The following is a 21359-nucleotide window of genomic DNA, read 5'->3' as shown; positions in this document are numbered from 1 at the left end:
GGGCGCTCGTCATGAGCGCACGTGCATTCGTTCTCCTTGGGGGCCGAAGATTGCGAGTACTTCGCACGGGGTGGGTCCGGGGTTGCCGATCCAATGTGGGGTGCGGGTGTCGAATTCGACTACCTCCCCGGGTTCGAGCACCATGTCGCGGCTGCCCAGGATCAGGCGCAGCCGACCGTTGAGCACGTAGAGCCATTCGTAGCCTTCGTGGGTTTGCAGCGTCGGGTGGGCGGCGTCGTCCACGGTGGGCAGCACCATCTTGAACGACTGGAGGCCGCCGGGGCGGCGGGTCAAGGAGATGAAGGTCCGGCCGTGCCGGGTCACCGGCTTCGACCGGATTCTGGGGTCGCCGGTGTCCGGGGCGTCGACGAGTTCGTCCAGGGCAACCCGGTGGGCGCGGGCCAGTGGAAGCAGCAGCTCGAGGGTGGGCTTGCGCTGTCCGGATTCCAGTCGTGAGAGGGTGCTGAGCGAGATTCCGGTCTCCTCCGCCAGATCGCTCAGGGTGGCTTCACGTTCCAGTCTGAGCTGTCGCAGCCTCGGGCCCACGTTCTTCAATACGTCCTGGTCCGCCATGTCGCCCAGTGTGCCGGAGCTTTGCCATTTCGGCAAGAATGTTTGCTGATATGCGGGAGGGGCCTGCACCCTGGAGACATGACTGAGAACGAGAGCTTCGATGTGGTGGTCGTCGGCGGCGGCGCTGCCGGTCTGAGTGGCGCGATGGTGCTGGGGCGGTCCCGTCGCCGGGTGCTGGTGATCGACGCGGGCGAGCCCCGCAACGCCCCCGCCGATCATGCCCACAACTATCTAGGCCGTGAGGGGGTCCCCCCGCTCGGCCTGCTGGCCGACGGCCGGGCCGAGGTGGCGGCGTACGGCGTGGAACTGGCGAGCGACCGCGTGACGGCCGTGACCCGTACCGAGTACGGCTTCACCGTGGCCACCGGAAGCGGATGCGAAATCACCGCCCGGCGGGTGCTGGTTGCTGCAGGGGTAGTCGATGAGCTACCCGATGTCCCCGGCCTGGCCGAACGCTGGGGCCGCGACGTGTTGCACTGCCCCTACTGCCACGGCTGGGAGGTGCGCGGTCGAGCGATCGCGATACTGGCGACCAGCCCAGTCGCGGCACACCAGGGTCTGCTTTTCCGCCAGCTCACCGACGACGTCGTCCTCGTCGTCGCCGACGGAGTCGAATTGCCACCCGCCGACGTGGAGCGGATGGCCGCGATCGGCGTGCGGATCGAGCACGGCACTGCGCGTGAGGTCGTCACCGACGGCGACCGGCTGATCGGGTTGCGCTTGGCCGACGGCTCGCTGCTCGAGCGCGAGGCGATCGTGGTGGCCTCCCGGCCGCAGGTACACCTCGACTTCCTGGCACCCCTCGGCCTCGAGCCGCAGCCCGTCGAGCTGGGCGGGGCGCGGTTGGGCTCGGTGATTGCGGTCGACCCCGTAGGGGCAACCACGGTGCCGGGCCTCTACGCTGCCGGAAACGCCACCGACATCAGCATGACCCTGATCGGCTCGGCCGCTCACGGCAACCGGGTGGGAGCCTTCCTCAACGCCGACCTGGCCACCGAGGACGCCGACCGTGCGGTCGCCGAGCGCCGCGCCGAGATGTTCGAGCAGCCCGCCTGGGAAGATCGCTACAGCGGGGAGCGGGTCTGGAGCGGACGGGTCAACCCCCAACTCGAGGCCGAGGCCTCGTCCCTGGTGCCCGGACGGGCCCTGGACGTGGGCTGTGGCGAGGGCGCCGACACGGTCTGGCTGGCCGGCCGCGGCTGGTCGGTGACGGCCCTGGACTTCGCCGTCGCCGCCCTGGAGAAGACTGCCGCGCACGCCGCCGAGGCCGGCGTCGGTGACCGTGTCACCACCCTTGCCGCCGACGTCCGCAGCTGGCAGCCCGGCCGGCAACGATGGGATTTGGTTTCCTCGCAGTTCCTGCATCTTCCCGGCGGCGGGATGGTCGACCTGACCCGGCGCCTCGGCTCCGCGGTCGCCCCCGGCGGCACCTTGCTCGTGGTCGGTCACCACCCCGACGACCTGGCCACCGGGCTCCGTCACGGCCATCACTCGTTCCTCTTCACCCCCGAGTCGCTGATTCCGGCGCTGGAGGACGGTGGATGGGAGATCGAGGTCTGCGAGGTCCGGTCCCGGACCACGGCCCACCCGCACTCCGGGGAGCAGGTCACCGTCCGCGACTCGGTGCTGCGGGCGCGACGACTCGACTGAGCCTGCACGGTCGTGACGAGACAGGCCATCGACCGTGCAGTCGACACCCCCTACCGCGCACCGCCGGTCGCTGTTGCCGAGCCCGTGGCACCGCTCGACGCTTCCCATCGTGTCGGGGTTCACGACCGACGACCCCGGCCGGGTCGGCGGCAGGTACCCGAGTAAGGGGAGGGAGGTTGTCATCTGAAGGGGAACAACGCTTTTCATGCAGCGAGGGACAGCGTCGACGTCGGTGTCGTCGCCGGTCCGCGGCAGACGCGCATCAGGAGATATCGATCGGTGGGAACGGACCGTCTATGAGCGTGCGTCCGCCGTGACCTACCCGCCCGTACCATCCCCGTGCACTCGATAACTGTTCTTCCCGCCGGCCAGGGGCGATCGCAGTGATCAGTTCGGTGGGAGGCAATCGGCGACACGCGAGACCGGACACGGGCATGCCGGCGAGGGTTCCTAAGCTGGGGTTGCCCGTTTCCGTCGACGGGCGGAAGGACGTCCGCAGGGTGAGTGGAGTGGGTGTGGAGCCGAGGGTGAGCGAACCTGAACTCAGGGATCGCGTGCAGCGCCTGCTTGCCTTTCTGGCCGAGCTCGTCAAGGCACGTAGCGCACCTGTCCGCACCCTCGACAAACACCGTGCCGTGCTGTCTCTCGACGCGAAAAACCTCGACGTCGGCCTGTCCGCCGACGCCGCGGCAGGCGACGTCTTCCTCCGTGTACGGCGCGTTGTTCTCGAAGATCCCCCGCGTCCTCCCGCGCTGGTCGCGAAGTATGTGCAGGGGGCGATCGACAACTCTGCCGCCGAACCCACACTCGACCCCCAGGCCCCCGACGCCGTCGACGGTGTCGGGACCTGGTTGGCGCGATGGCGGGCGTGGGCGGCCGTGGATCGGCAACGACGGCCCGCGTCGCAGCTGTACACGTTCCTGCAGCACGCGATGCTGGACCTCGACGCCCAACCGGAATCGCTCGAGCTCGTCGTCGCATCGGGGTTGCTGCACCTGTCCGACGATGTTGCGGGCGCGCGGGTGCACACGCACTTGATCACCCAGTCCGCCCTCGTCGAGCGGCACGAGGAATCCGGCGACCTGCTGGTCCGCCTCGATCCCGACGCCGTCCCGTCGCTCGAAGACACCCAGCTCCTCACCGGACTGGACGTGTTCGATCCCTCGAGTACCCGCGACCTGCACCGATCCCTCGCCACTCAGGTCGCGTCGCCGCTGGACCCCGCGGCTCGGGTGTTTCTCGAGGACTGGACCGACCGGGCGCTCACCGTGCGCGTGGACGTCGTCGACCAGGCGGAGGAGGCATCCTCGCCCGAGGCGTTCGTGAGACCGTCGCCGGCCCTGGTGCTCCGCAAACGCGGCGCCTTTGCACTCATCGAGTACTACCACCGCATGAGCGAGGCGATCGCCGACGAGTCGAACCCGGTGCCGCTGGGTCTGGCACAACTCGTCGAAGCGATCGAACCGGCCGAGCGTGTCGCATGGCTCGACCGCATCGGCACACCGTCCGCGCTGTTCGCCGAGGATCCGTTGTTCCCGCTACCCGCGAACGACGAGCAACGCGACATCCTCGATCGGCTCACCGGCGACAGCGGCGTCGTGGTCGAAGGCCCACCCGGTACCGGCAAGACCCACACCATCGCCAACCTGGTGTCCGCGCTGCTCGCGGGTGGCCAGCGCGTGCTGGTCACCAGCGAGAAGGCGCAGGCGCTGCGTGTACTGCGCGACAAACTTCCGCCCGAACTGCAGGAGCTGTGCGTGGCGGTGACCGACCCGGTGCGCGGAGGGTCTGCGGAGCTCAACCGCAGTGTCAGCGAGATCGCTACCCGCAAGGCGCAATTCAACGGGCGGCGCGCAGCGCAGCGCATCGAGGAGCTCACCACGCACCGCAACGACGTGCTCAGCCGTCGGGCGATGCTGACGGAACAGATCCGGCAGACGCGCGCGCAGGAGACGGTCGTTCACACCGCGGTCGCCGCCGGTTACGAGGGGACGGTCGCGTCGATCGTCCGGAGGGTCCGCGCACAGGAATCCCGACAGGGGTGGCTGCCCGCACCGCTGTTCACCGACACCCCACCTCTGAGCGTCGAAGAATTCATCACCCTCCATGCGCTTCATCAGCGGTCGAGCGTCGAGCGGGCGCGTCGCCGGCACCAAGCGTTCCCCGACTTGTCCCTGCCCACCCAGAAAGAGGTGCAGGACGCGTGCGCCGCGGTCGCACAGGCATCGCAGGACGTGACGGGCGAGATGCCGGAGTTGCTGCGGGTACTCGAGGGCGCCTCCCCCGACAGGCTCGCTCGTATCCGCGATCTCTGCGAACAACTGCAGGGCGCTCTGCACGATGCAGAACGGCTCGACGTGGGATTTCGACGCGTGGCCGACGATGTCCTGTCGGGGAGGGCGCAGCACCTGTGGGGAAAGACCGCCGAGTTCGCAGGTCTCGTGCAGGCCGCGCAGGAGGCCGATCGCGTCGTCGGTGCCAGCACGGTGCAGACGCCGGTGACCGGGCGGCTCGCGTTCGAGGCGTACGACGCGCTGGCGCGCAAGCTGGAGGCGGGGGACCCATGGCGCAGTGGCTTCTCCCGGTTCCGCAGGAGCGACGAGCAGTCGGCGGTCGAGGCGCTCGGCGAGCCCGCGACCGTCGACGGGGTCGCAGCCACTACCGCCCACTCGGTGCGTATCGTCGCCGAGCACCTCCGGGCGCTCGACGCGGTGCGGGTCGTGGGGATCGTCCTGCGCGATCTCGGTATCGACATCGCGCTCGACGACTCACGCAGCCGTGCCATCGGCACCCTGGCCCTGATCAACCGGGACCGGGGCATCGTGGACAACCTCGTTACCCGGGTACGAGATGTCGAATCGGCGCTGCGGGACCTCCACCCTGGTGCGCCGCGGATCGTGAGTGTCGAACACGCGCGGTCGGTTGCGGAGTCGGCGCGCGCAATCGCCGCGGTCGGCACTGCGCACGCGAGCAAGGCCCGGCTCGAATCCGTCGGCCTGTACGTGCGGGGCCAGATCGCCGGGGGAGCGTCGCCCGAAGGGCGCGCCCTGGCACGGGCCTTCCATGATGCGGACGTCGACGGCATCAATGCAGCTCTGGATGCATGGGATCGTGCGGCCGGTGAACAGCGTGAGGAGCTCGAACTCTTGTCGCTGCACGCGCGTGTGACCGACGCCGCACCGGCGCTCGCGCAGGCCATCGCAGAAAATCCGTCGTGGCCGCAGTGGCCGGTTCGTCTGGCAGACATCGAGAGCGCGTGGGCGTGGCGTCGCGCAAAGGAGTGGGTGCGGAACCTCGACGAGAGGCGTGAGGACGGGCAGCTCGAACGCGACCTCGACGCGGTCGAGAAAGACCTCTCCCGTTTGACCACGCAGCTCGTCGCGGAGAAGGCGTGGAGCGCGTGTCTCGACCGCACCACCGCCGAGCAGGTCCAGGCCCTGCACTCGTACCGCGACCATGTCGCGAGCATCGGAAAGGGTACCGGCAGATACGCAGAGCGGTATCGGGCTGCAGCGCGGGAGGCCATGCAGGTTGCGCAGGGCGCGGTGCCGGCGTGGGTGATGCCGTTGCAGCAGGTGCTGTCTTCGGTTCCGCCCGTGCAGAACTTGTTCGATGTCGTCATCGTCGACGAAGCAAGCCAGGCCGATATCGGTAGCTTGTTCCTGCTGTGGTTGGCGCCGCGTGTGATCGTGGTCGGGGACGACAAGCAATGCGCGCCGAGTGCGGTGTCGTTGGGTGCGCTCGACGGAGTGTTCAGTCGTCTCGATTCCTCCCTGCCCGATATCCCGAAGTACCTGCGCGACAGTTTCACTCCCCGCTCGAGCATGTTCTCGTTGTTGCGTTCGCGGTTCGGGAGCATCGTCCGGTTGCGTGAGCATTTCCGATCGATGCCGGAGATCATCGCCTGGTCGAGCGAACAGTTCTATGCAGACGACCCTTTGGTTCCGTTGCGGCAGTACGGGTCCGATCGCCTTCCGCCCCTGCGCACCACCTACGTCGACGGTGGTGTCGTCACCGGGCAGAACTCGACGTTGACGAACCGTGTCGAGGCCGCTGCCCTCGTCGAGGCTCTCGTGCAGTGCGTCGACGACCCCGCCTACGACGGGAAGACCTTCGGCGTGGTGGTCCTGCAGGGGCAGTCGCAGGTCGACGTCATCCAGAACGCACTGCTCGACCGGCTCACCCCGCACCAATGGGACGAACGCAGACTCCGCGTCGGGACTCCTCCGGATTTCCAAGGCGACGAGCGGCACGTGGTGTTCCTGTCCATGGTGGTCGCGCCCGACCAGAACATCGCGGCGATGACGAGGACCGAATACCGACGACGGTTCAACGTCGCCGCCTCGAGGGCACAGGACCAGTTGTGGTTGTTCCATTCGCGGACCGTCGACACCTTGCGGCCGACGGACCTACGGCATTCGCTGCTCACCTACCTGCAGTCGACTTCGCCGATGCCGGCGGCGCCGATGCCGACGGGGGTGACCGGTGAGGAGCGGCACGAGGCATTCGACAGTCTCTTCCAGCAGGCGGTGTTCCTCGACATCGCTGCCCGCGGATATCACGTGAACCCCCGGGTGGAGGTGAACGGTCACGTCCTCGATCTGGTGGTGACCGGTGCGGCCGGCAAGCTGGCTGTGGCGTGCGACGGCGAACAGTGGCACATCACCCCCGACCGGCAGCGCGCCGACCTCGAGCGGGAACGCGAACTGCGCCGCAGCGGGTGGAGGTTCTGGCGGGTCCGCGAATCCGAGTACTACCTCGACCCGGACGCGTCGATGTCGGGGCTGTGGGGCGAACTCGCGCGGCGCGGCATCACCTCCGATCGTGCGGATATCGTTGCCGTGTCCGACGTCGAGCCGTCCGGATTCACCGAGTCGTCGGTGGCCACGCCGGTGTCGTCAGCGCTGGCCGACTCCATTGTGGAGGCCCTCGGGAAAGAGGAATGTCCGGTCGTCGAGCTTGCCGATCGGCTCGAGATGGACTGGACGGTCGTGCTCGCGGTGCTCGAAGGGCTCGTCGTCGCGGGGCGGGTCGACGCGCTCGTTTCGCCAGGGCAACGGACGACCTATCGGGTTGCGGTGTAGTCGATCGGACTGCCGACAATGGTGCCGGCTTCTGACCGAATCGGATGATTCGTAGATCGGGTTTCGAGACGTCGGTGCCGCTGACCTTCGCAAGCGCGTCGTCCACTCGTCGAATCAGGCACCGCCGAAGCCGAAGAACACTGTCGTACCCTCGAGGAGTGCTTCGCTTCCCACGCCGGGGAGCACGAAAGCTCCAGTGTGGAAATGGGATACGTGTACACCAGCCCGGTGATCGCATCGGACGGCAGCGTCGTCCCCGACGACGACGGTTCGACCTCAGCGGTATCGGGTCTGGCGTCCAGACCGGGATCGGTCAGCCTTCGAACTGCCGAACAGTGCACCGCAGGGAGGGATGAGGACGATCACGGGGCGGCCGCCGGTGCCCTGGCCGACGTGTTCGTCACGGGCGGGCGGTAGCCCGGCACGGTGCGTCGTTCGGCTGGGTGGTGGTACAGATGGTCTCGGCCAATTCCTCGCCGGCACTTCCGTGCTCGACAACAGGGATCAATCCGCGAGTTCGTTCTCCAGGAACTCGCGGAGCTCGTGGCGGACGATCTGGGTGTCCCAGCCACCCCAGGCTCCGTCGAACCCGTGCCTGGCCTCGGGCAGCCGGACGAGGCGGTGGGGGACGCCTTCGTCCTCCAGCCGGTTCGCCAGCAGCTCGGCCTGCTCCGGCGGAGTGACCTGATCAGCACCACCCTGAGCCAGGAACGTCGGCGGATCCGCCGGGTCGACGTGAGATGTCGGCGAGGTGAAGAGGAAGGGCCCCGCTTCGTTTTCGGTGCGGTCTCCCGCGGGGTCGTACTCGTCGCCGAGGCTCGGCCTCCACCACGGCGGTCGCCACTCGTCGAGACCGCCCTGGTCGGTGGCTGCGTAGAAGGCGGCCACGGCCTCGACGCCGGTGTCGCGGACGTCGCAGCTCGGCGCAAGCCGCGGGTCGCCGTCGTCGTAGGCCGCGAGCAGGGCGGCGACGCCGCCGGCGGAGCGGCCCAGGAGAGCGATACGGTCGGGGTCCACGCCGTAGCGGTCCGCATTCTGCTCGACCCAGCCGACCGCGCATTTCACGTCGGCGGTCACTTCCTGCCCGAGCGGTCTCTGCCCGAGCCGGTAGTCGATGCTGAAGACCACGTATCCCTCCTCGGCGAGCCACGCGCTCCAGAGGACGTCCTCGGTGCGGCTGCCGGTGACCCCTCCGCCGCCGTGCACTGTGACCACCGCCGGTCGCGGCTCCGGACCGGCTTCACGACCTTCGGGCGGCGGGCGGCGGATGTCGAGCATGAGCTCCTCGCCCTCCGGCCGCGCGTACGTGACGGTCTCGAGCGGACTGCCCAAGGAGGGGAGGGAGAAGTATTCCGAGAACAAGAGCGGGACGTCCTCCTGCGAGGCGGTGCGCCATCCCTGAGCCACGGGCACCGGGGACAGCGCCACGGTCACCACGCCGAGCACCACCGCCACGAGCGAGGTCCTGCGTAGCCCGGAACGACGCGCGAGAGCGGCCAGGCCGAGGCCGAGTACGGCGAAAAGACCGAGCAGCAGGCTGTACCCGCCGACGAGGACGGCGAGATACATGAGGACCAGGCTCGGCCACAAGCCCACGGCCGGGGTGGCCAGCACGACTAGGAGCCCAAGGAGTAGGCCGACGGTTGCCCACCCCACCGCTGTCACCGCCAGCAGTCGTCGTCGAAACCCGTGTCGGGTATGACCTTTTCCGTCCGCTGGGGTATTCGCGAGTTGCGCGCTGTCCCGAGTATCCACTTCCCCCTCCTCGTGAACCTCGACGGGGCGTCGGTCTGCCCTCGAGCGTCATTTCTGCTCCGGGTATGGCGCAGGAGAGTTCGGACATCGAACTGCTCCAGGCGTGCCGCCTGTGACGACAATGGCTCGAAAGCGCTGCCGGATATCGTGATTCGATCCTGCGTGCCGCCCATTCATGGAACGCTGATCGGATTCCGCCGGCTCACTGTCGTGGTGCCTTGGTTCGAGGCGGCAGAGGTGGCGGTGTGAACCACGGCGGCAGCGGCAGCGTCATCGGTATCTCGGTGGAGGTGTCGTACCAGAGAGCGCAGATGTGGCTCTTCCCGGAGGGATCGTATCCGGGGTCGCGCGAGGTGAATACGACGTGCTGGGTGTGCTCGGGACCGAACGCGTGCCGGAGGTACGGCGGGTCGAAGACGTAGCCGATCGGGCCGCGGTCCAGATGCGGGGCGCCCGTGGCGGCCGTCAGATCGGTGTGGTGCCAGCCGGTGCTGTCCCACCGCAGCTCGTGGATGTGTTCGCCGTCCGGCTCGGCGCCGGGGTAGAGGACGTGCCGGGTGTACCAGGCCGCACACGCGTAGCTCGTCAGTCGTCGAGTGCGTTCCGCGCTGCGCTCGACGGGTACGGCAGGGGCGCCCGCGGCGGCGGTCAGGTCGGTGTGGTGCCAGCCGGCGCTGTCCCACCACAGCTCGTGGAGGTGGCCGTCCGCGCGGCCGATGTAGACGACGTGCTGGGTGTACTGGATGTCGAATGCGTACCCGGAGAGCCAGTACGACCAGTTCGGTTCCGGGGCGCCGGTGGCAGCGGTCAGATCGTGCAGATGCCAACCGTGGATGTCCTGCCATAGCTCCCAGATGTGACCGTTCAGGCTCGCGCACACGACGTGTGCCGTGCCGTGTGCGCGGAATTCGTAGCCGGCCAGAGGCGCCAGCAGCGGGGCGCCGACGGCGGCGGTCAGGTCGGTGTGGTGCCAGCCGACGCTGTTCCACCACAGCTCTCGGACGTGCCGATCAGGACTGATGCCGTGTATCTCGGGCCCGGCGCTGTCGTTGATGTAGATGACGTGCCGGCTGCCCTGGTCCTCGCGCGTGTAACTGGTGGTCGGGATCCCGGGCGGAGTGTTGGTGGCGGCGGTCAGGTCGGTGTGGTGCCAGCCTGCGCTGTCCGACCACAGCTCGTGGATGCGGCCGTCGTAGGGGTGACTGGTGTAGACGACGTGTCGGCTGCCGCCCGCGTCGAACGCGTGACCGGTGGCCGGGTAGCCGGGCGGGGCGCCGGTGGCAGCGGTCGGATCGGCGTCGTGCCAGCCGGTGCCGTCCCACCGCAACTCGCGAATGGACGACACCGTCGGAGTCGCTCCCGGCGGCCCGCCCGCCGGAACGACGTCGCAGGCGGCGTAGACGATGTGTTGGCTACCCGCCGCCTCGGATACGAAGGCGACGGGCTCGGACAATGCCGTCGGCGCCCCCGTGAGGGCGGTCAGATCCTCGAACTGCCACTCGGTCACCCGGAGAGCCCCTCCGCGTCGGCGGAACATCTCTGCGGGAACGTCAACCGCGTCGGCCGCACCTGCACCTGGCCATGCTGTTCCTCGTCACCCCCGTGCACTCCAGAATAAGACTCGAGGAAGGTCGGTCGTGCCGGAACGGGTCCCTCACCCACCCCGCTGAATCCCGGCACCGGACGCCCCGAGCGCCTCCGAGTTCGGCTCCGTCCGAAACGCGAACCCGTGTCGGCGCGGGGGAGGTGCCGAGTGGCAGGAGAACCCATTTCCCCAGTTCGGCGGGGTGGACGAGCGAGGACCAGTCCGCCCTGTGACAAGCGCCACGCCACACGGTAGGTTGGTGTAACTGCCAGAACTACTCACCAGTAGGGGTTCGACATGCCTGCTCCCAGCGCCGCCACCTTCGCACGGTTGGCCGAGCTCATCGCCATCCCGGACGCGGCGAGCCGTCCCACCCGCTCGGTCGTGGAGGCTTTCACCGGTCGTGAACTCGCGACGGTCCCGGTCGGCACCGCCGACGACGCCAGAGCCGCCATCGAGCGTGCTCGCGTCGCGCAGGCCGACTGGGCGCGCCGCTCCGTCGAGCAACGCGCCGAGATCTTCCATCGGTACCACGACCTGGTGCTGGCCCACCGCGAAGAGCTGATGGACATGGCCCAGGCCGAGACCGGCAAGGCTCGCGCCTCGGCGCAGGAAGAGGTCCTCGACATCGCCCTCACCGCGCGCTACTACGCGCGCACCGCGCCGAAGGTGCTGCGACCGCGACGCGCCACGGGCATGCTGCCCGGTCTGACGAAGACCACCGTGCACTACCACCCGAAGGGGGTCGTGGGGGTCATCTCGCCGTGGAACTACCCGATGACCCTCGCCGTCTCCGACGCCGTCGCCGCGCTGCTCGCCGGCAACGCCGTCGTCCTCAAGCCCGACAGCCAGACCCCCTACTGCGCGCTGGCCGTCGTCGAACTGCTCTACCGGGCGGGCCTGCCGCGCGACCTCTTCGCCGTCGTGCCCGGACCCGGCTCCGTCGTGGGCACCGCCCTCGTCGAGAACGCCGACTACCTGATGTTCACCGGCTCCTCGCAGACCGGCAGCCTCCTCGCCGAGCAGGCGGGCCGTCGCCTGATCGGGTTCTCCGCCGAGCTCGGTGGCAAGAACCCGATGATCGTCACCGCAGGGGCGAATCTGCGTGAGGTCACCGACGCCGCCGTGCGGGCGTGCTTCTCCAACTCCGGACAGCTGTGCATCTCCATCGAACGGATCTACGTCGAGAAGTCCGTCGCCCCCGAGTTCATCCGCATGCTCGGCGAGCGGGTGCGGAACATGACCCTCGCTCCGGGCTACGAATACGGCGTCGAGATGGGCAGCATGGTCAACGAGACGCAGGTCAAGGCCGTCTCCGGGCATGTCGACGACGCGGTCGCCAAGGGTGCCACCGTCGTTGCCGGCGGCAAGGCCCGGCCCGATCTCGGCCCCCTGTTCTACGAGCCGACGGTGCTCACCGACGTCCCCGAGGACGCCGAGTGCTATCGGGAGGAGACGTTCGGCCCGCTCGTGTCGGTGTACCCGGTGGACAACGTCGAGGAAGCGATCCGTCGCGCCAACGACACCGAGTACGGACTCAACGCCAGTGTCTGGGCGGGCACCAAGGCGCAGGGCGAGGCGATCGCGGCGCGGGTGCGGGCCGGCACCGTCAACGTCGACGAGGGCTACGCACCCGCATGGGGCAGCACCGACGCACCGATGGGCGGTATGGGCATCTCGGGCATGGGCCGTCGCCACGGCGCGGAAGGCCTGCTCAAGTACACCGAGCCGCAGACGATCGCGACGACCCGGGTGATGAACCTCGGTGGGCCCCGTGGGGTTCCGCCGAAGCTGTGGTCGAAGGTGATGCCGCCGTTCGTCAAGGCGATGCAGTGGCTGCCGGGCCGGTGACGCCGCGCATTTTCCCGAGCCGGACACGAACGGTGCGACGAACGGGATAATTCGGGTGTGGGCGATCGCCAGGTGCTGCACGGTGCGACGGAGAATCTCCGTGTCCAGCGGCGCCGTCTGCTCGCGTGGTACCTGGCGGTCAGCACAGGACTTGTTGCAGTAGGAATCCTTGCGGCTCTGCTGGATCCGACGATCACCCGATCCGGCAGCTTCGTCGGCATGGCCTCGGCGCTGGCGCTGGGCATCGCCGGGCTGGCGATCCTGCGGTGGGCACCACGGCGTCTGGGACGCATCCCCATCGTCGCCGCCACCGCATGCGCGGTCGCCGCGATGCCGGCGGTGATCGCGTTCCACGTCGACCCCTCCCGCATCCTCATCAGCGTCATGGGCTCGATGTTCCTGTCGATGTACCTCGCGGCGTTCTGGCCGCCGCGGCAGGCCGTCCTGTGGATCGGGGCGCTCACCACGGCGACCCTCGCCGCCGCGGCCGTCGCCCCGACGCGCCTGCTGTGGGTCGGTTACGTGATCGTCGCCGCCGCCCTGCTCGGCTCCGGAGCGATCTTCGGGGCCGTCGGGCGCCTGCTGGTGAACGCGGCGACCCGGGATCCGCTCACCGGGCTGCGCAACCGCGCCGGCCTCGACCTCGAACTGCGTTCACGGCCACGCGACCGCAGCAACCAGGTCTGCCTCGGCCTGCTCGACGTCGACGGGTTCAAGGCGTTCAACGACGAGCACGGGCATCCCGCAGGGGACGCCCTGCTCCGTGATGCCGCCGAGGCGTGGGCGCAGCAGGTGCCACGCGGTGGGATCCTCGCCCGACTCGGTGGCGACGAATTCCTCGTCGTCCTCCCGGACACGGGGGAGGAGGAAGGGCGCGCGGTGCTCGAGAACATGGCCCGCGCGAATCCCGTACCGGTCAGTTTCGGCGTCGCAGCCGGCGTCGTGGGCGACCCCATGGACCTGTACCACGACGCCGACATGGATCTGTACCGGGCCAAGGCCGCAGCCTGGGCTCACCTGCCGGACCGGCTGGCCCCACTGCCCCTGCCCGATGTCCTCGACCTGCTGCCCGTCCCCATCCTCGCCGTGCGCGACGGCGGGGCCGTCGCCTACGCCAACCCCTCCTTCGCCGCGCTGTTCGGTGTCGACGCCCGACAGGTGGAGAATCGGCCGCTGAACGAGATCCTCACCGGCGGCACATGGCCCGACGGGGCCGTCACCGTCCGCTCGCTGCACGACCGGACCGGGCAACTGTGCGAGTTCGGCCGGCCGGACGGGACGGTGGTGCAGGCGACGGTCGGCGCCGCCCGGATCCGGTGGGAGAACACCCTCGCGACCCTGGTGGTGCTCGGCGACGTCACCGAACAGCCCAGTTACGTATCCCGATGACCGCCCCTCGGTGACCACGCGGATCCGGGTTCGGCGACTACCCTTTCCTGTGTGCCGCGCACGGTGACGCTGTTCCTCGCCGGAGACGTGATGACCGGCCGGGGCGTGGACCAGATCCTCCCGCACCCCGGAGGGCCGAGGCTGCGCGAGTCCTACGTGAAGGACGCCCGGGACTACGTCGAGCTCGCAGAGACCCACAGCGGGGTGATCCCGCGGCCGGTGGATTTCGGCTGGCCGTGGGGTGTCGCGCTGCCCGTGCTCGACGAATGCGCCCCCGACGTGCGGATCGTCAACCTGGAGACATCGGTGACCACGTCGCGGGACTACGCGCCGGACAAGGGCATCCACTACCGGATGAACCCGGCGAACGTCGAGGTGATCACCGTCGCGCGAGTCGACGTGTGCACACTCGCCAACAATCACGTGCTCGACTTCGGCATCCGCGGTCTGCGCGAGACCGTCGAGGTCCTCACGGCGGCGGGACTGCGGCTCACCGGTGCGGGCGGCGACGACCGGGCGGCACGGCAGCCGGCGACGGTCCCCGTCGGATCGTCCCGGGTCCGGGTGTGGTCGGTCGGTGCGGTGTCGAGCGGGATCACTCCTTCGTGGGCCGCCACGCCGACGCGGCCCGGCGTGGCCCTGCTGCCGGTGTCGGAGGCGGGCGCCGACGAACTGCTCGCCCGGATCGACGCCGACCGTGAGGCCGGCGACGTGGCGGTGGTGTCGGTGCACTGGGGGTCCAACTGGGGCTACGCCGTGCCGGACGCGCACGTGCGGTTCGCGCACCGGCTGGTCGACGGTGGCGTCGACGTCGTGCACGGGCACTCGTCCCATCATCCGCGCCCGCTGGAGATCTACCGCGGCAGGCCCGTGCTCTACGGGTGCGGCGACCTGATCAACGACTACGAGGGCATCGGCGGTTACGAACGCTTCCACGACGAACTGCGGCTGCTGTACCTCGTCACCTTCGACGCGGACACACCGGAGCTGCAGGAGATGCGGATCCTGCCGGTGCGGGCGCGGCGGATACGGCTCGAGCACGTCACGCAGTCGCAGCAGCGGTGGCTGCGCGCGACGCTCGAGGAGGCGTCTGCCGGTTTCGGCACCCGCCTGCAGCCCGGGGACGACGATCCGTGGATCCGGATCGCTTGCTGAGACCGCGTGGTCACCCGCCGGGACGCGGCACGGGCACACCGTCGACGACGAGGTCCACCTTCTCGTTGTAGAACGCGACGTGGCCGGCGATCGGTGCGACGGCGGGAATCGGATCCGGGTACGCCCACGCGACGTTCGCGACTCGCGGCGATCCGGTGAAGGTCCAGTACCGGGCCGTGCCCTTGTAGGGGCACGAGGTATGCAGGTCCGTTTCCTCGAGCACCGAGAAGTCGACGTCCGCGGGCGGGAGGTAGTACCGCACCGGCAGCCGGGTCTCGAACAGCAGCACCGGCGTGCGGGTGTCGGCGACAATCGTGCCGGCGACGGACACCTGCACGTGCCGGCTGCTGGGCAGCGCATCGACTCGGTGATACGGGTCGCGGGGATGAACGAAGATTTCCGTGTCCTCCTCGTACCAGTGCTGAATGCCCGGCCCGCCGGGGTGCTGAATGCCCGGCCCGCCGGGGTGCTGAATGCCCGGCCCGCCGGGGTGCTGAATGCCCGGCCTCTGGTGACCGAACCATTCGAAGCCGACGTACTCCTCGAGCCCCGCGACGTCGAGCCCGAACGCCGCGGCGGGCGACCGGGTCTCGCCGTCGGTCAGGTCGAACCACTGCCCGACGTCGTTCCTGTCGCCCGGTACCAGGGCGGGCGACAGGAGATCGGTGCGCACGTCGTCGCGGGGAAACAGGTAGAAGGGGACGGGGTGGCCGGGCGGCCACACCAGCAGCGCGCGGACGGTGTCGATCACGGTGTGGCCGGCCCACGTTCCGCGGATCCGCCGCTCACTGGGCTCGTACAGGTAACCGTCCGACGGGGGTGGACGGCGGCGGACGGCGGACCTGCGGGCCATGCCCCGACGGTACGCCGGCAATACGTGCGCCGAGGCCCGGATCACCCGGCGGGCACGCGTTCGTCGTCGCGCGTGACGGCGTAGACGTCCGGGTCGAACGCCGACACCCGGCGCCGGAGCGCGGCCGACGACCACGGCCAGTTGAAGCTGTTGCGGCCGTTGACGTCGAAGAAGTAACTGCGGCATCCGCCGGAGTTGTAGACGGTGCCCGGGAGGGCGGCCTGAACCTCGTCGTCGAAGGCGTCCTGGGCCTCCCGGCGCACCTCGAGGGTGCGCCAGCCGTCGCGCAGGGCCGTGTCGATCGCCGTCACGACGTGGTCGAGCTGGGCTTCGAGAATCAGGAAGGCCGACGTGTGGCCGGTGCCGAGGCTCGGTCCGAGCAGGACGAACGCATTGGGGAAGCCCGCGACCGACGAGCCGAGGTAGGCCCGCGGGCTGCCCTGCCAGTGCTCGTCGAGGCTGCGGCCCTGCCCGTCGAAGACCCGGCCCGCGATCGGCATGTCGAGAATGTGGAAACCGGTGCCGAAGACGATCGCGTCGACCTCGGTCTCGCTGCCGTCCCGGGCGATCACGGTGGAGCCGCGGATCTCCTGTACCGCTGCGGGGTGGACCTCGACATTGGGCCGGGTCAGGGCCGGGTAGTACGTGTTGGACATGAGCAGCCGCTTGCAGCCGAGGGTGTAGTCGGGCGTCAGGACCCGGCGCAGCCGCGGGTCGCGCACCTGGGCGCGGAGCTGGGCCCGACCGATCCACTGCAGCCGGCGCATGATCCAGGGGTGCCGGAAGCCGAGGCCGAGGGCCTCCATCAGGCCGTATTCGATCGTCTCGACCAACCGTCGCGCGCCCGGCAGGCGAGCGAGCAGCCGGCGTTCGGTCGCGGACAGGTGCCGGTCGGGTTTGGGCAGCACCCACTGCGCCGTCCGCTGGTACAGGTGCAGGCGTGCGACGTCGGGTGCGATCTCGGGGACGAACTGGACCGCCGAGGCGCCCGTGCCGACGACGGCGACGCGTTTGCCGCGCAGGTCGTAGTCGTGGTTCCAGCGCGCGGAGTGGAACACCTCGCCGGGAAACTGCGACAGACCGGGGATCTCGGGCACGAGCGGTTCGTTCCACGGCCCTGCGGCGGCGACGAGGAAGTGCGCCCGGACGGTGCCGGCGGTGGTGGTGATCGTCCAGCGCGCGTCCACGTCGTCCCAGTCCGCTCTCAGGACCTCGACTCCGAACCGGACGTGGGACGTCACGCCCTGTGCGTCGGCGGTGTGCTCGATGTAGTCGCGGATCTCCCGCTGCCCGGCGAACAGGCGGCTCCAGTCCCGGTTCCGGGCAAAGGAGTACGAGTACAGCAGCGACGGCACGTCGCACGCGCAGCCCGGGTAGGTGTTGGCACGCCACGTCCCGCCGAGGCTCTCGGCCTTCTCGAGGACGACGAAATCGGTGATGCCGCGCCGTCGCAGGGCAATCGCCGCGCCGATGCCGGATATCCCGGCGCCGATCACCACCACCCGGTGTTCGCCCATTGCGTTGCCTCTCGTCCGCGTCCGATCCGAATACCGACGGTATTCGGATAACCACAGTATCCGAATTTAGGTCGCTCCGGTACCGTCGAGCCGTGGCACGACAGACCCGGCAGCAGACTCAGGCACGCACACGCGAGGATCTGCTGGCCACGGCGACCGAGCACTTCCTCGACCGTGGTTACTCCGCGGCGTCGCTCGAGCAGATCGCCGAGGACGCCGGCTATTCCAAGGGCGCGGTGTACTCGAACTTCCGCAACAAGGACGAGCTGTGCTTCGCGGTGCTCGACCGGATCCGGGCCGAGCGCATGGGCGAGATCGCCGCGACGCTCGAGGGCGGTGCGTCGCTCGACGACTCGGTGGCCGCCTTCGGCGCCTGGGCCGAGCGCACCATCGGCGACCGGAGGTGGACCCTCCTCGAGATCGAGTTCTCGGTGCGCTCCCGGCACGACGAACTGATCCGTTCCCGCATCGCGGCCGGTGCCGCCGGGGTGCGGACACTGATCGCCGAGCTGATCCGATCGCTCGCCGCCCGGTTCGGCCTCGAACCGGCGGTCGAGCCCGAACAGGCGGCGACGATGCTGCTCGGGCTCGGCATCGGCCTCGGCCTGCAGCGCGCGATCAGCCCCGACCTGCCGGCCGCGGCGCTCACCGGCGCCGTGCGTGCGGTGCTGGGAGTGGGACGATGACCGGTTCGACCCGCTAGCGGGCCTGATAGGTCAGGCAGTTGGCGGCGTGCTCGCCGCTGCCGCTGCCACCGACCCGGATCTCGCTCGCAGTGCACTCGAGATCCTGGTTGTGCACGCAGTCGGCGCGCTGGCAGGCGCCGACCATGCTGGTGACGGTGTCCAGGCCGCCCTTGGTCGACAGCGGGATGAACGTCTCGCAGTCGGCGCTGCCGTTGTGGCCGGCGACGTTGATGGCGTAGGCGTGACAGCCGTCGTGGTTGTAGGAGCAGGTGCTGACGCTGCACTCGGTGACGTGCGGCATTTCCATCGTGGTCATGATCGAACCTTCCCGAAGGGGGTTGTCCACTGAGGGCTGACCACCATGCTAGTGCCGCGCCAGGCGTCCGGACAGGTCGATCGGCCGACGGATGTCGTTGATACGCCGCCCATTTCGGATACGTCGCTGTTGCGCAATACCCGTGGGCTCACGTCCGGGCGGGCTCGTGCACCGGCTCGAGGCCCGGTCGTCGGGCGGGGATGGCGAAGGTGACAGCTGCGGCGACCAGGGCGACACCGCAACCGATGAGCATCCCGGTGCGGAACCCGGCCTCGGTGGGCAGGGTGTAGCCGCCGGCCTGCACGCTCATCTGCGACAGGACCACGCCGACGACCGCGGCCGACACCGAGGTACCCACAGCGCGCATCAGGGCGTTGACGCTGTTCGCCGAGGCCGTCGCGGACTGCGGCACCGCACCCATGATCAGCGCGGGCATGGCCCCGTAGGCGAAGCCGACCCCGGCGCTGCAGATGCAGACGACGAGCATCAGACCCCACGTCGAGCCCATGAGTAGCAGCGACGAGCCGTACCCGGCGGCGATGACCAGGCAGCCGACCAGCAGGGTGACCTTCGGGCCCCGGGTCGCGGACAGCTTGCCGCCGATCGGTGACACGGCCATCATCACCAGGCCGCCCGGTGCCATCCACAGGCCCATGGCCAGCATCGACTGGCCGAGGCCGTAGCCGGTCTCGGCGGGCAGCTGCAGCAGTTGCGGCACGATGAGCGACTGCGCGTACATCCCGAAGCCCACCACGATCGAGGCGGCGTTGGTCAGCAGCACGGGGGGCCGGGCGGTGGCCCGCAGGTCCACGAGCGGATGCGGTCGGCGCAGCTCCCACCAGCCCCACAGCAGCAGTGCGACGAGGGCGGCGACGAACAGATCGAGTGTCGTCGTGCTCGTCCACCCCCAGTCGGCGCCCTTGGACACGGCGAGCAGCAGGCACACCAGGGCGATGCCGAGCCCGATCGCCCCGACGACGTCGAAGCTGCCGGCTCTGCCGTGCACCGGGATCTCGGGGATCACGACCCACAGCAGCGCGAAGATCGCGACGCTCAGCACCGCGACGGCCCAGAACAGCACCCGCCAGTTCGCGTGCTCGGCAACTGCCGCCGCGACCGGTAGGCCCAGGGCCCCGCCGATGCCCATGGACGCACTCATCAAGGCGATGGACGAGTGCAGGCGGTGTGGGGGAAGCAGGTCCTTGAGGGCGCTGATACCCAGCGGGATGAGGCCCACACCGACGCCCTGCAAGGCCCGGCCCGCCACCATCGGCAGCAGCGACGACGACAGCGCGCACACCACCGAGCCCGCGACCAGTGGAACGGTGCAGATCAGCAGCATCCTCCGCTTGCCGTACATGTCACCCAGGCGTCCGGTGACGGGCGTGGCGACCGCACCCGCGAGCAGCGTCGCGGTGATCACCCACGACGCATTCGACGACGTCGTGCCCAGGATGGCGGGCAGATCGGCGATGAGGGGCACCACCAGCGTCTGCATCAGTGCGGCGACGATGCCGGTGAACGCCAGCACCCCCACCAGGGCGCCAGGTCGCACCGAGGGTGGTACGGGCGGTGCCGTGGCCGTTGTCGATCCGTCCACGCGGGTTCTCCCTCCGGGCGCGGGCCTGCGCCTCGCAATGTGTACTACACACAGAGTATGCATTATGCACATTTGGCGGCGATCAGCGGCCGGATAATGAGGACGGACGCTGTCGCCGACGGAAGAGACACATGGACAAGCCCACGCACTCGATCGAGTTCGAGATGATGCTGCTCGGCCGGCACCTGAACCTCTTCGGGCCCAAGGGCCGGGACGCCGGTCGGCTCGACCGCAGTGCCTACACCGTGCTCAGCCGACTCGCCGTGCAGGGACCGATGTCCATCGGCCAGCTCAGCGACGCCTTCGGCCTGGACGCGTCCACGCTGAACCGGCAGACGGCCGCGCTGCTCAAGGCCGGCCTCGCCGAGCGCATCCCCGACCCCGACGGGGGGATCGCGCGCAAGTTCCGCATCACCGCGGAAGGGGTCCGTCGTCTCGACGACGAACGCGCCAGCTCCGTCGCCGGCCTCGAGCGGGTGCTGGTGGACTGGGATCCGTCCGAGGTCGCCGAGTTCGCTCGCTGGCTCGCACGGTTCAACACCGACATCGAGCGCCTCACGGGACACCCCTGGCCCCGTCCGGCGGGTTCGCGCGGACCGTCCCCGTCCCGCAGCGAGGGCGACGGCGGGTCCTGACCGGCGCAACCGCCCGGGAGGGGCCTCGGACCGGTTCGGTCCCGATCGTTGACATTGACGTCAATGTCCACGCATGCTGTGCGGGTGACCACGAGCGAAGCCCAGGAGCGGGCCCGATCCGCGCGCCGCGACAGCGACGGACCGCGCCGGCGGGAACTGCTCGACGCCGCCCGCGACTGCTTCGGTGAACTCGGCTACGAGCGCACCACCGTCGCGGTGATCACCGACCGCGCCGCCGTCTCCCGCGCCACCTTCTACGCCTACTTCTCCTCCAAGGAGGAGGTGTTCCGCGCCCTCGCCACCCTCGTGTGCCGGCAGTTCCTCGACGCCCAGCACGTGGAGGGACCGACGGTGGACGATCTGCGGGAGGTGCTGCGCACGACGACCCGGGCTTCCATCGAATCCATGTACGCCAACGGCCGCATTCTCGAGCTGATCGAGCACCGTGCCCGCCTCGACGACGAGGTGGGCAAGGAATGGGAGAGCGTGCGCGAGCGGCTCGTCGGGCGCTACGTCCGCTTCGTCGAGCGCATCGACGCCACCGGCGACGTCACGCTCAGCGCGCACCCGGAACGGATCGCGCGCACCCTCGTCGACGCCCAGCGTGCCGGCGCCGTGCGCCTGCTCGACGCCCCGCGACAGGAACAGCTCTCCTACATCGACGACATGATCGCGATGTCCGAACGGCTCATCGGCTTCCGCTGACCGGC

The 21359-nt window shown here is 69.5% G+C and carries 15 protein-coding genes; 8 read left to right on the top strand and 7 right to left on the bottom strand.

Annotated elements, in window-relative coordinates:
* Positions 1–9 precede the first annotated feature (9 nt).
* A complete protein-coding gene (locus QYS60_RS21210; RefSeq protein ID WP_371384190.1) occupies positions 10–573 on the bottom strand; it encodes a helix-turn-helix domain-containing protein in 564 nt (187 codons plus the stop codon).
* A 78-nt stretch (positions 574–651) separates the two neighbouring features.
* Between QYS60_RS21210 and QYS60_RS21205 the strand changes: the two genes are divergently transcribed.
* Positions 652–2223 carry an FAD-dependent oxidoreductase gene (locus QYS60_RS21205; protein ID WP_371384189.1) on the top strand — a complete coding sequence of 524 codons (1572 nt, stop codon included), beginning with the start codon at positions 652–654 and terminating at the stop codon, positions 2221–2223.
* 527 nt (positions 2224–2750) lie between these two features.
* On the top strand, positions 2751–7307 hold the full coding sequence (locus tag QYS60_RS21200) for an AAA domain-containing protein (RefSeq protein ID WP_371384188.1): 4557 nt from the start codon (positions 2751–2753) through the stop codon (positions 7305–7307).
* Between the two features lie 504 nt (positions 7308–7811).
* Here the strand turns inward: QYS60_RS21200 and QYS60_RS21195 are convergent.
* Entirely contained in the window at positions 7812–8921 is a 1110-nt protein-coding gene (locus QYS60_RS21195; protein ID WP_371384187.1) for an alpha/beta hydrolase fold domain-containing protein, read from the bottom strand.
* Between the two features lie 343 nt (positions 8922–9264).
* On the bottom strand, positions 9265–10569 hold the full coding sequence (locus QYS60_RS21190; protein WP_371384186.1) for a hypothetical protein: 1305 nt from the start codon (positions 10567–10569) through the stop codon (positions 9265–9267).
* A gap of 375 nt (positions 10570–10944) precedes the next feature.
* On the opposite strand from QYS60_RS21190, the gene QYS60_RS21185 reads away from it, so the two are divergent.
* From QYS60_RS21185 to QYS60_RS21175, 3 genes are read left to right on the top strand one after another with little or no spacing between them, the layout of a single operon-like run.
* Positions 10945–12498 carry a succinic semialdehyde dehydrogenase gene (locus tag QYS60_RS21185; RefSeq protein ID WP_003939364.1) on the top strand — a complete coding sequence of 518 codons (1554 nt, stop codon included), beginning with the start codon at positions 10945–10947 and terminating at the stop codon, positions 12496–12498.
* 57 nt (positions 12499–12555) lie between these two features.
* Positions 12556–13887: a diguanylate cyclase domain-containing protein gene (locus tag QYS60_RS21180; protein ID WP_371384185.1), complete on the top strand. Its 1332-nt coding sequence runs from the start codon at positions 12556–12558 to the stop codon at positions 13885–13887.
* Positions 13888–13938: 51 nt separating this feature from the next.
* Entirely contained in the window at positions 13939–15042 is a 1104-nt protein-coding gene (locus QYS60_RS21175) for a CapA family protein (RefSeq protein WP_371384184.1), read from the top strand.
* A 10-nt stretch (positions 15043–15052) separates the two neighbouring features.
* Here QYS60_RS21175 and QYS60_RS21170 read toward each other — a convergent pair whose 3' ends face one another.
* Together QYS60_RS21170 and QYS60_RS21165 are read right to left on the bottom strand one after the other, a co-directional pair.
* Positions 15053–15895, bottom strand: coding sequence for a DUF427 domain-containing protein (locus tag QYS60_RS21170; protein ID WP_371384183.1), 843 nt, complete (start codon positions 15893–15895; stop codon positions 15053–15055).
* Positions 15896–15936: 41 nt separating this feature from the next.
* On the bottom strand, positions 15937–17412 hold the full coding sequence (locus QYS60_RS21165) for a flavin-containing monooxygenase (RefSeq protein WP_371384182.1): 1476 nt from the start codon (positions 17410–17412) through the stop codon (positions 15937–15939).
* Positions 17413–17504: 92 nt separating this feature from the next.
* Between QYS60_RS21165 and QYS60_RS21160 the strand changes: the two genes are divergently transcribed.
* Complete coding sequence (locus QYS60_RS21160; RefSeq protein ID WP_371384181.1) at positions 17505–18098, top strand: TetR/AcrR family transcriptional regulator; 594 nt, start codon at positions 17505–17507, stop codon at positions 18096–18098.
* Positions 18099–18111: 13 nt separating this feature from the next.
* Here QYS60_RS21160 and QYS60_RS21155 read toward each other — a convergent pair whose 3' ends face one another.
* Together QYS60_RS21155 and QYS60_RS21150 are read right to left on the bottom strand one after the other, a co-directional pair.
* Positions 18112–18414 carry a DUF1540 domain-containing protein gene (locus QYS60_RS21155; protein ID WP_003939370.1) on the bottom strand — a complete coding sequence of 101 codons (303 nt, stop codon included), beginning with the start codon at positions 18412–18414 and terminating at the stop codon, positions 18112–18114.
* A 148-nt stretch (positions 18415–18562) separates the two neighbouring features.
* Positions 18563–19951, bottom strand: a complete 1389-nt coding sequence (locus tag QYS60_RS21150; protein WP_193788748.1) for an MFS transporter — start codon at positions 19949–19951, stop codon at positions 18563–18565.
* A gap of 194 nt (positions 19952–20145) precedes the next feature.
* On the opposite strand from QYS60_RS21150, the gene QYS60_RS21145 reads away from it, so the two are divergent.
* Both QYS60_RS21145 and QYS60_RS21140 read left to right on the top strand, forming a co-directional pair.
* Positions 20146–20649 carry a MarR family winged helix-turn-helix transcriptional regulator gene (locus tag QYS60_RS21145; RefSeq protein ID WP_371384180.1) on the top strand — a complete coding sequence of 168 codons (504 nt, stop codon included), beginning with the start codon at positions 20146–20148 and terminating at the stop codon, positions 20647–20649.
* A 78-nt stretch (positions 20650–20727) separates the two neighbouring features.
* On the top strand, positions 20728–21354 hold the full coding sequence (locus tag QYS60_RS21140) for a TetR/AcrR family transcriptional regulator (RefSeq protein ID WP_371384209.1): 627 nt from the start codon (positions 20728–20730) through the stop codon (positions 21352–21354).
* Positions 21355–21359: the final 5 nt, after the last annotated feature.

The organism is Rhodococcus sp. GXMU-t2271 (genome assembly GCF_041414735.1).
GTDB classification, from domain to species: domain Bacteria; phylum Actinomycetota; class Actinomycetes; order Mycobacteriales; family Mycobacteriaceae; genus Rhodococcus; species Rhodococcus indonesiensis.
The sequence above is the reverse complement of the archived record's forward strand: the minus strand, read 5'-3'. Positions and strand labels throughout refer to the sequence as shown.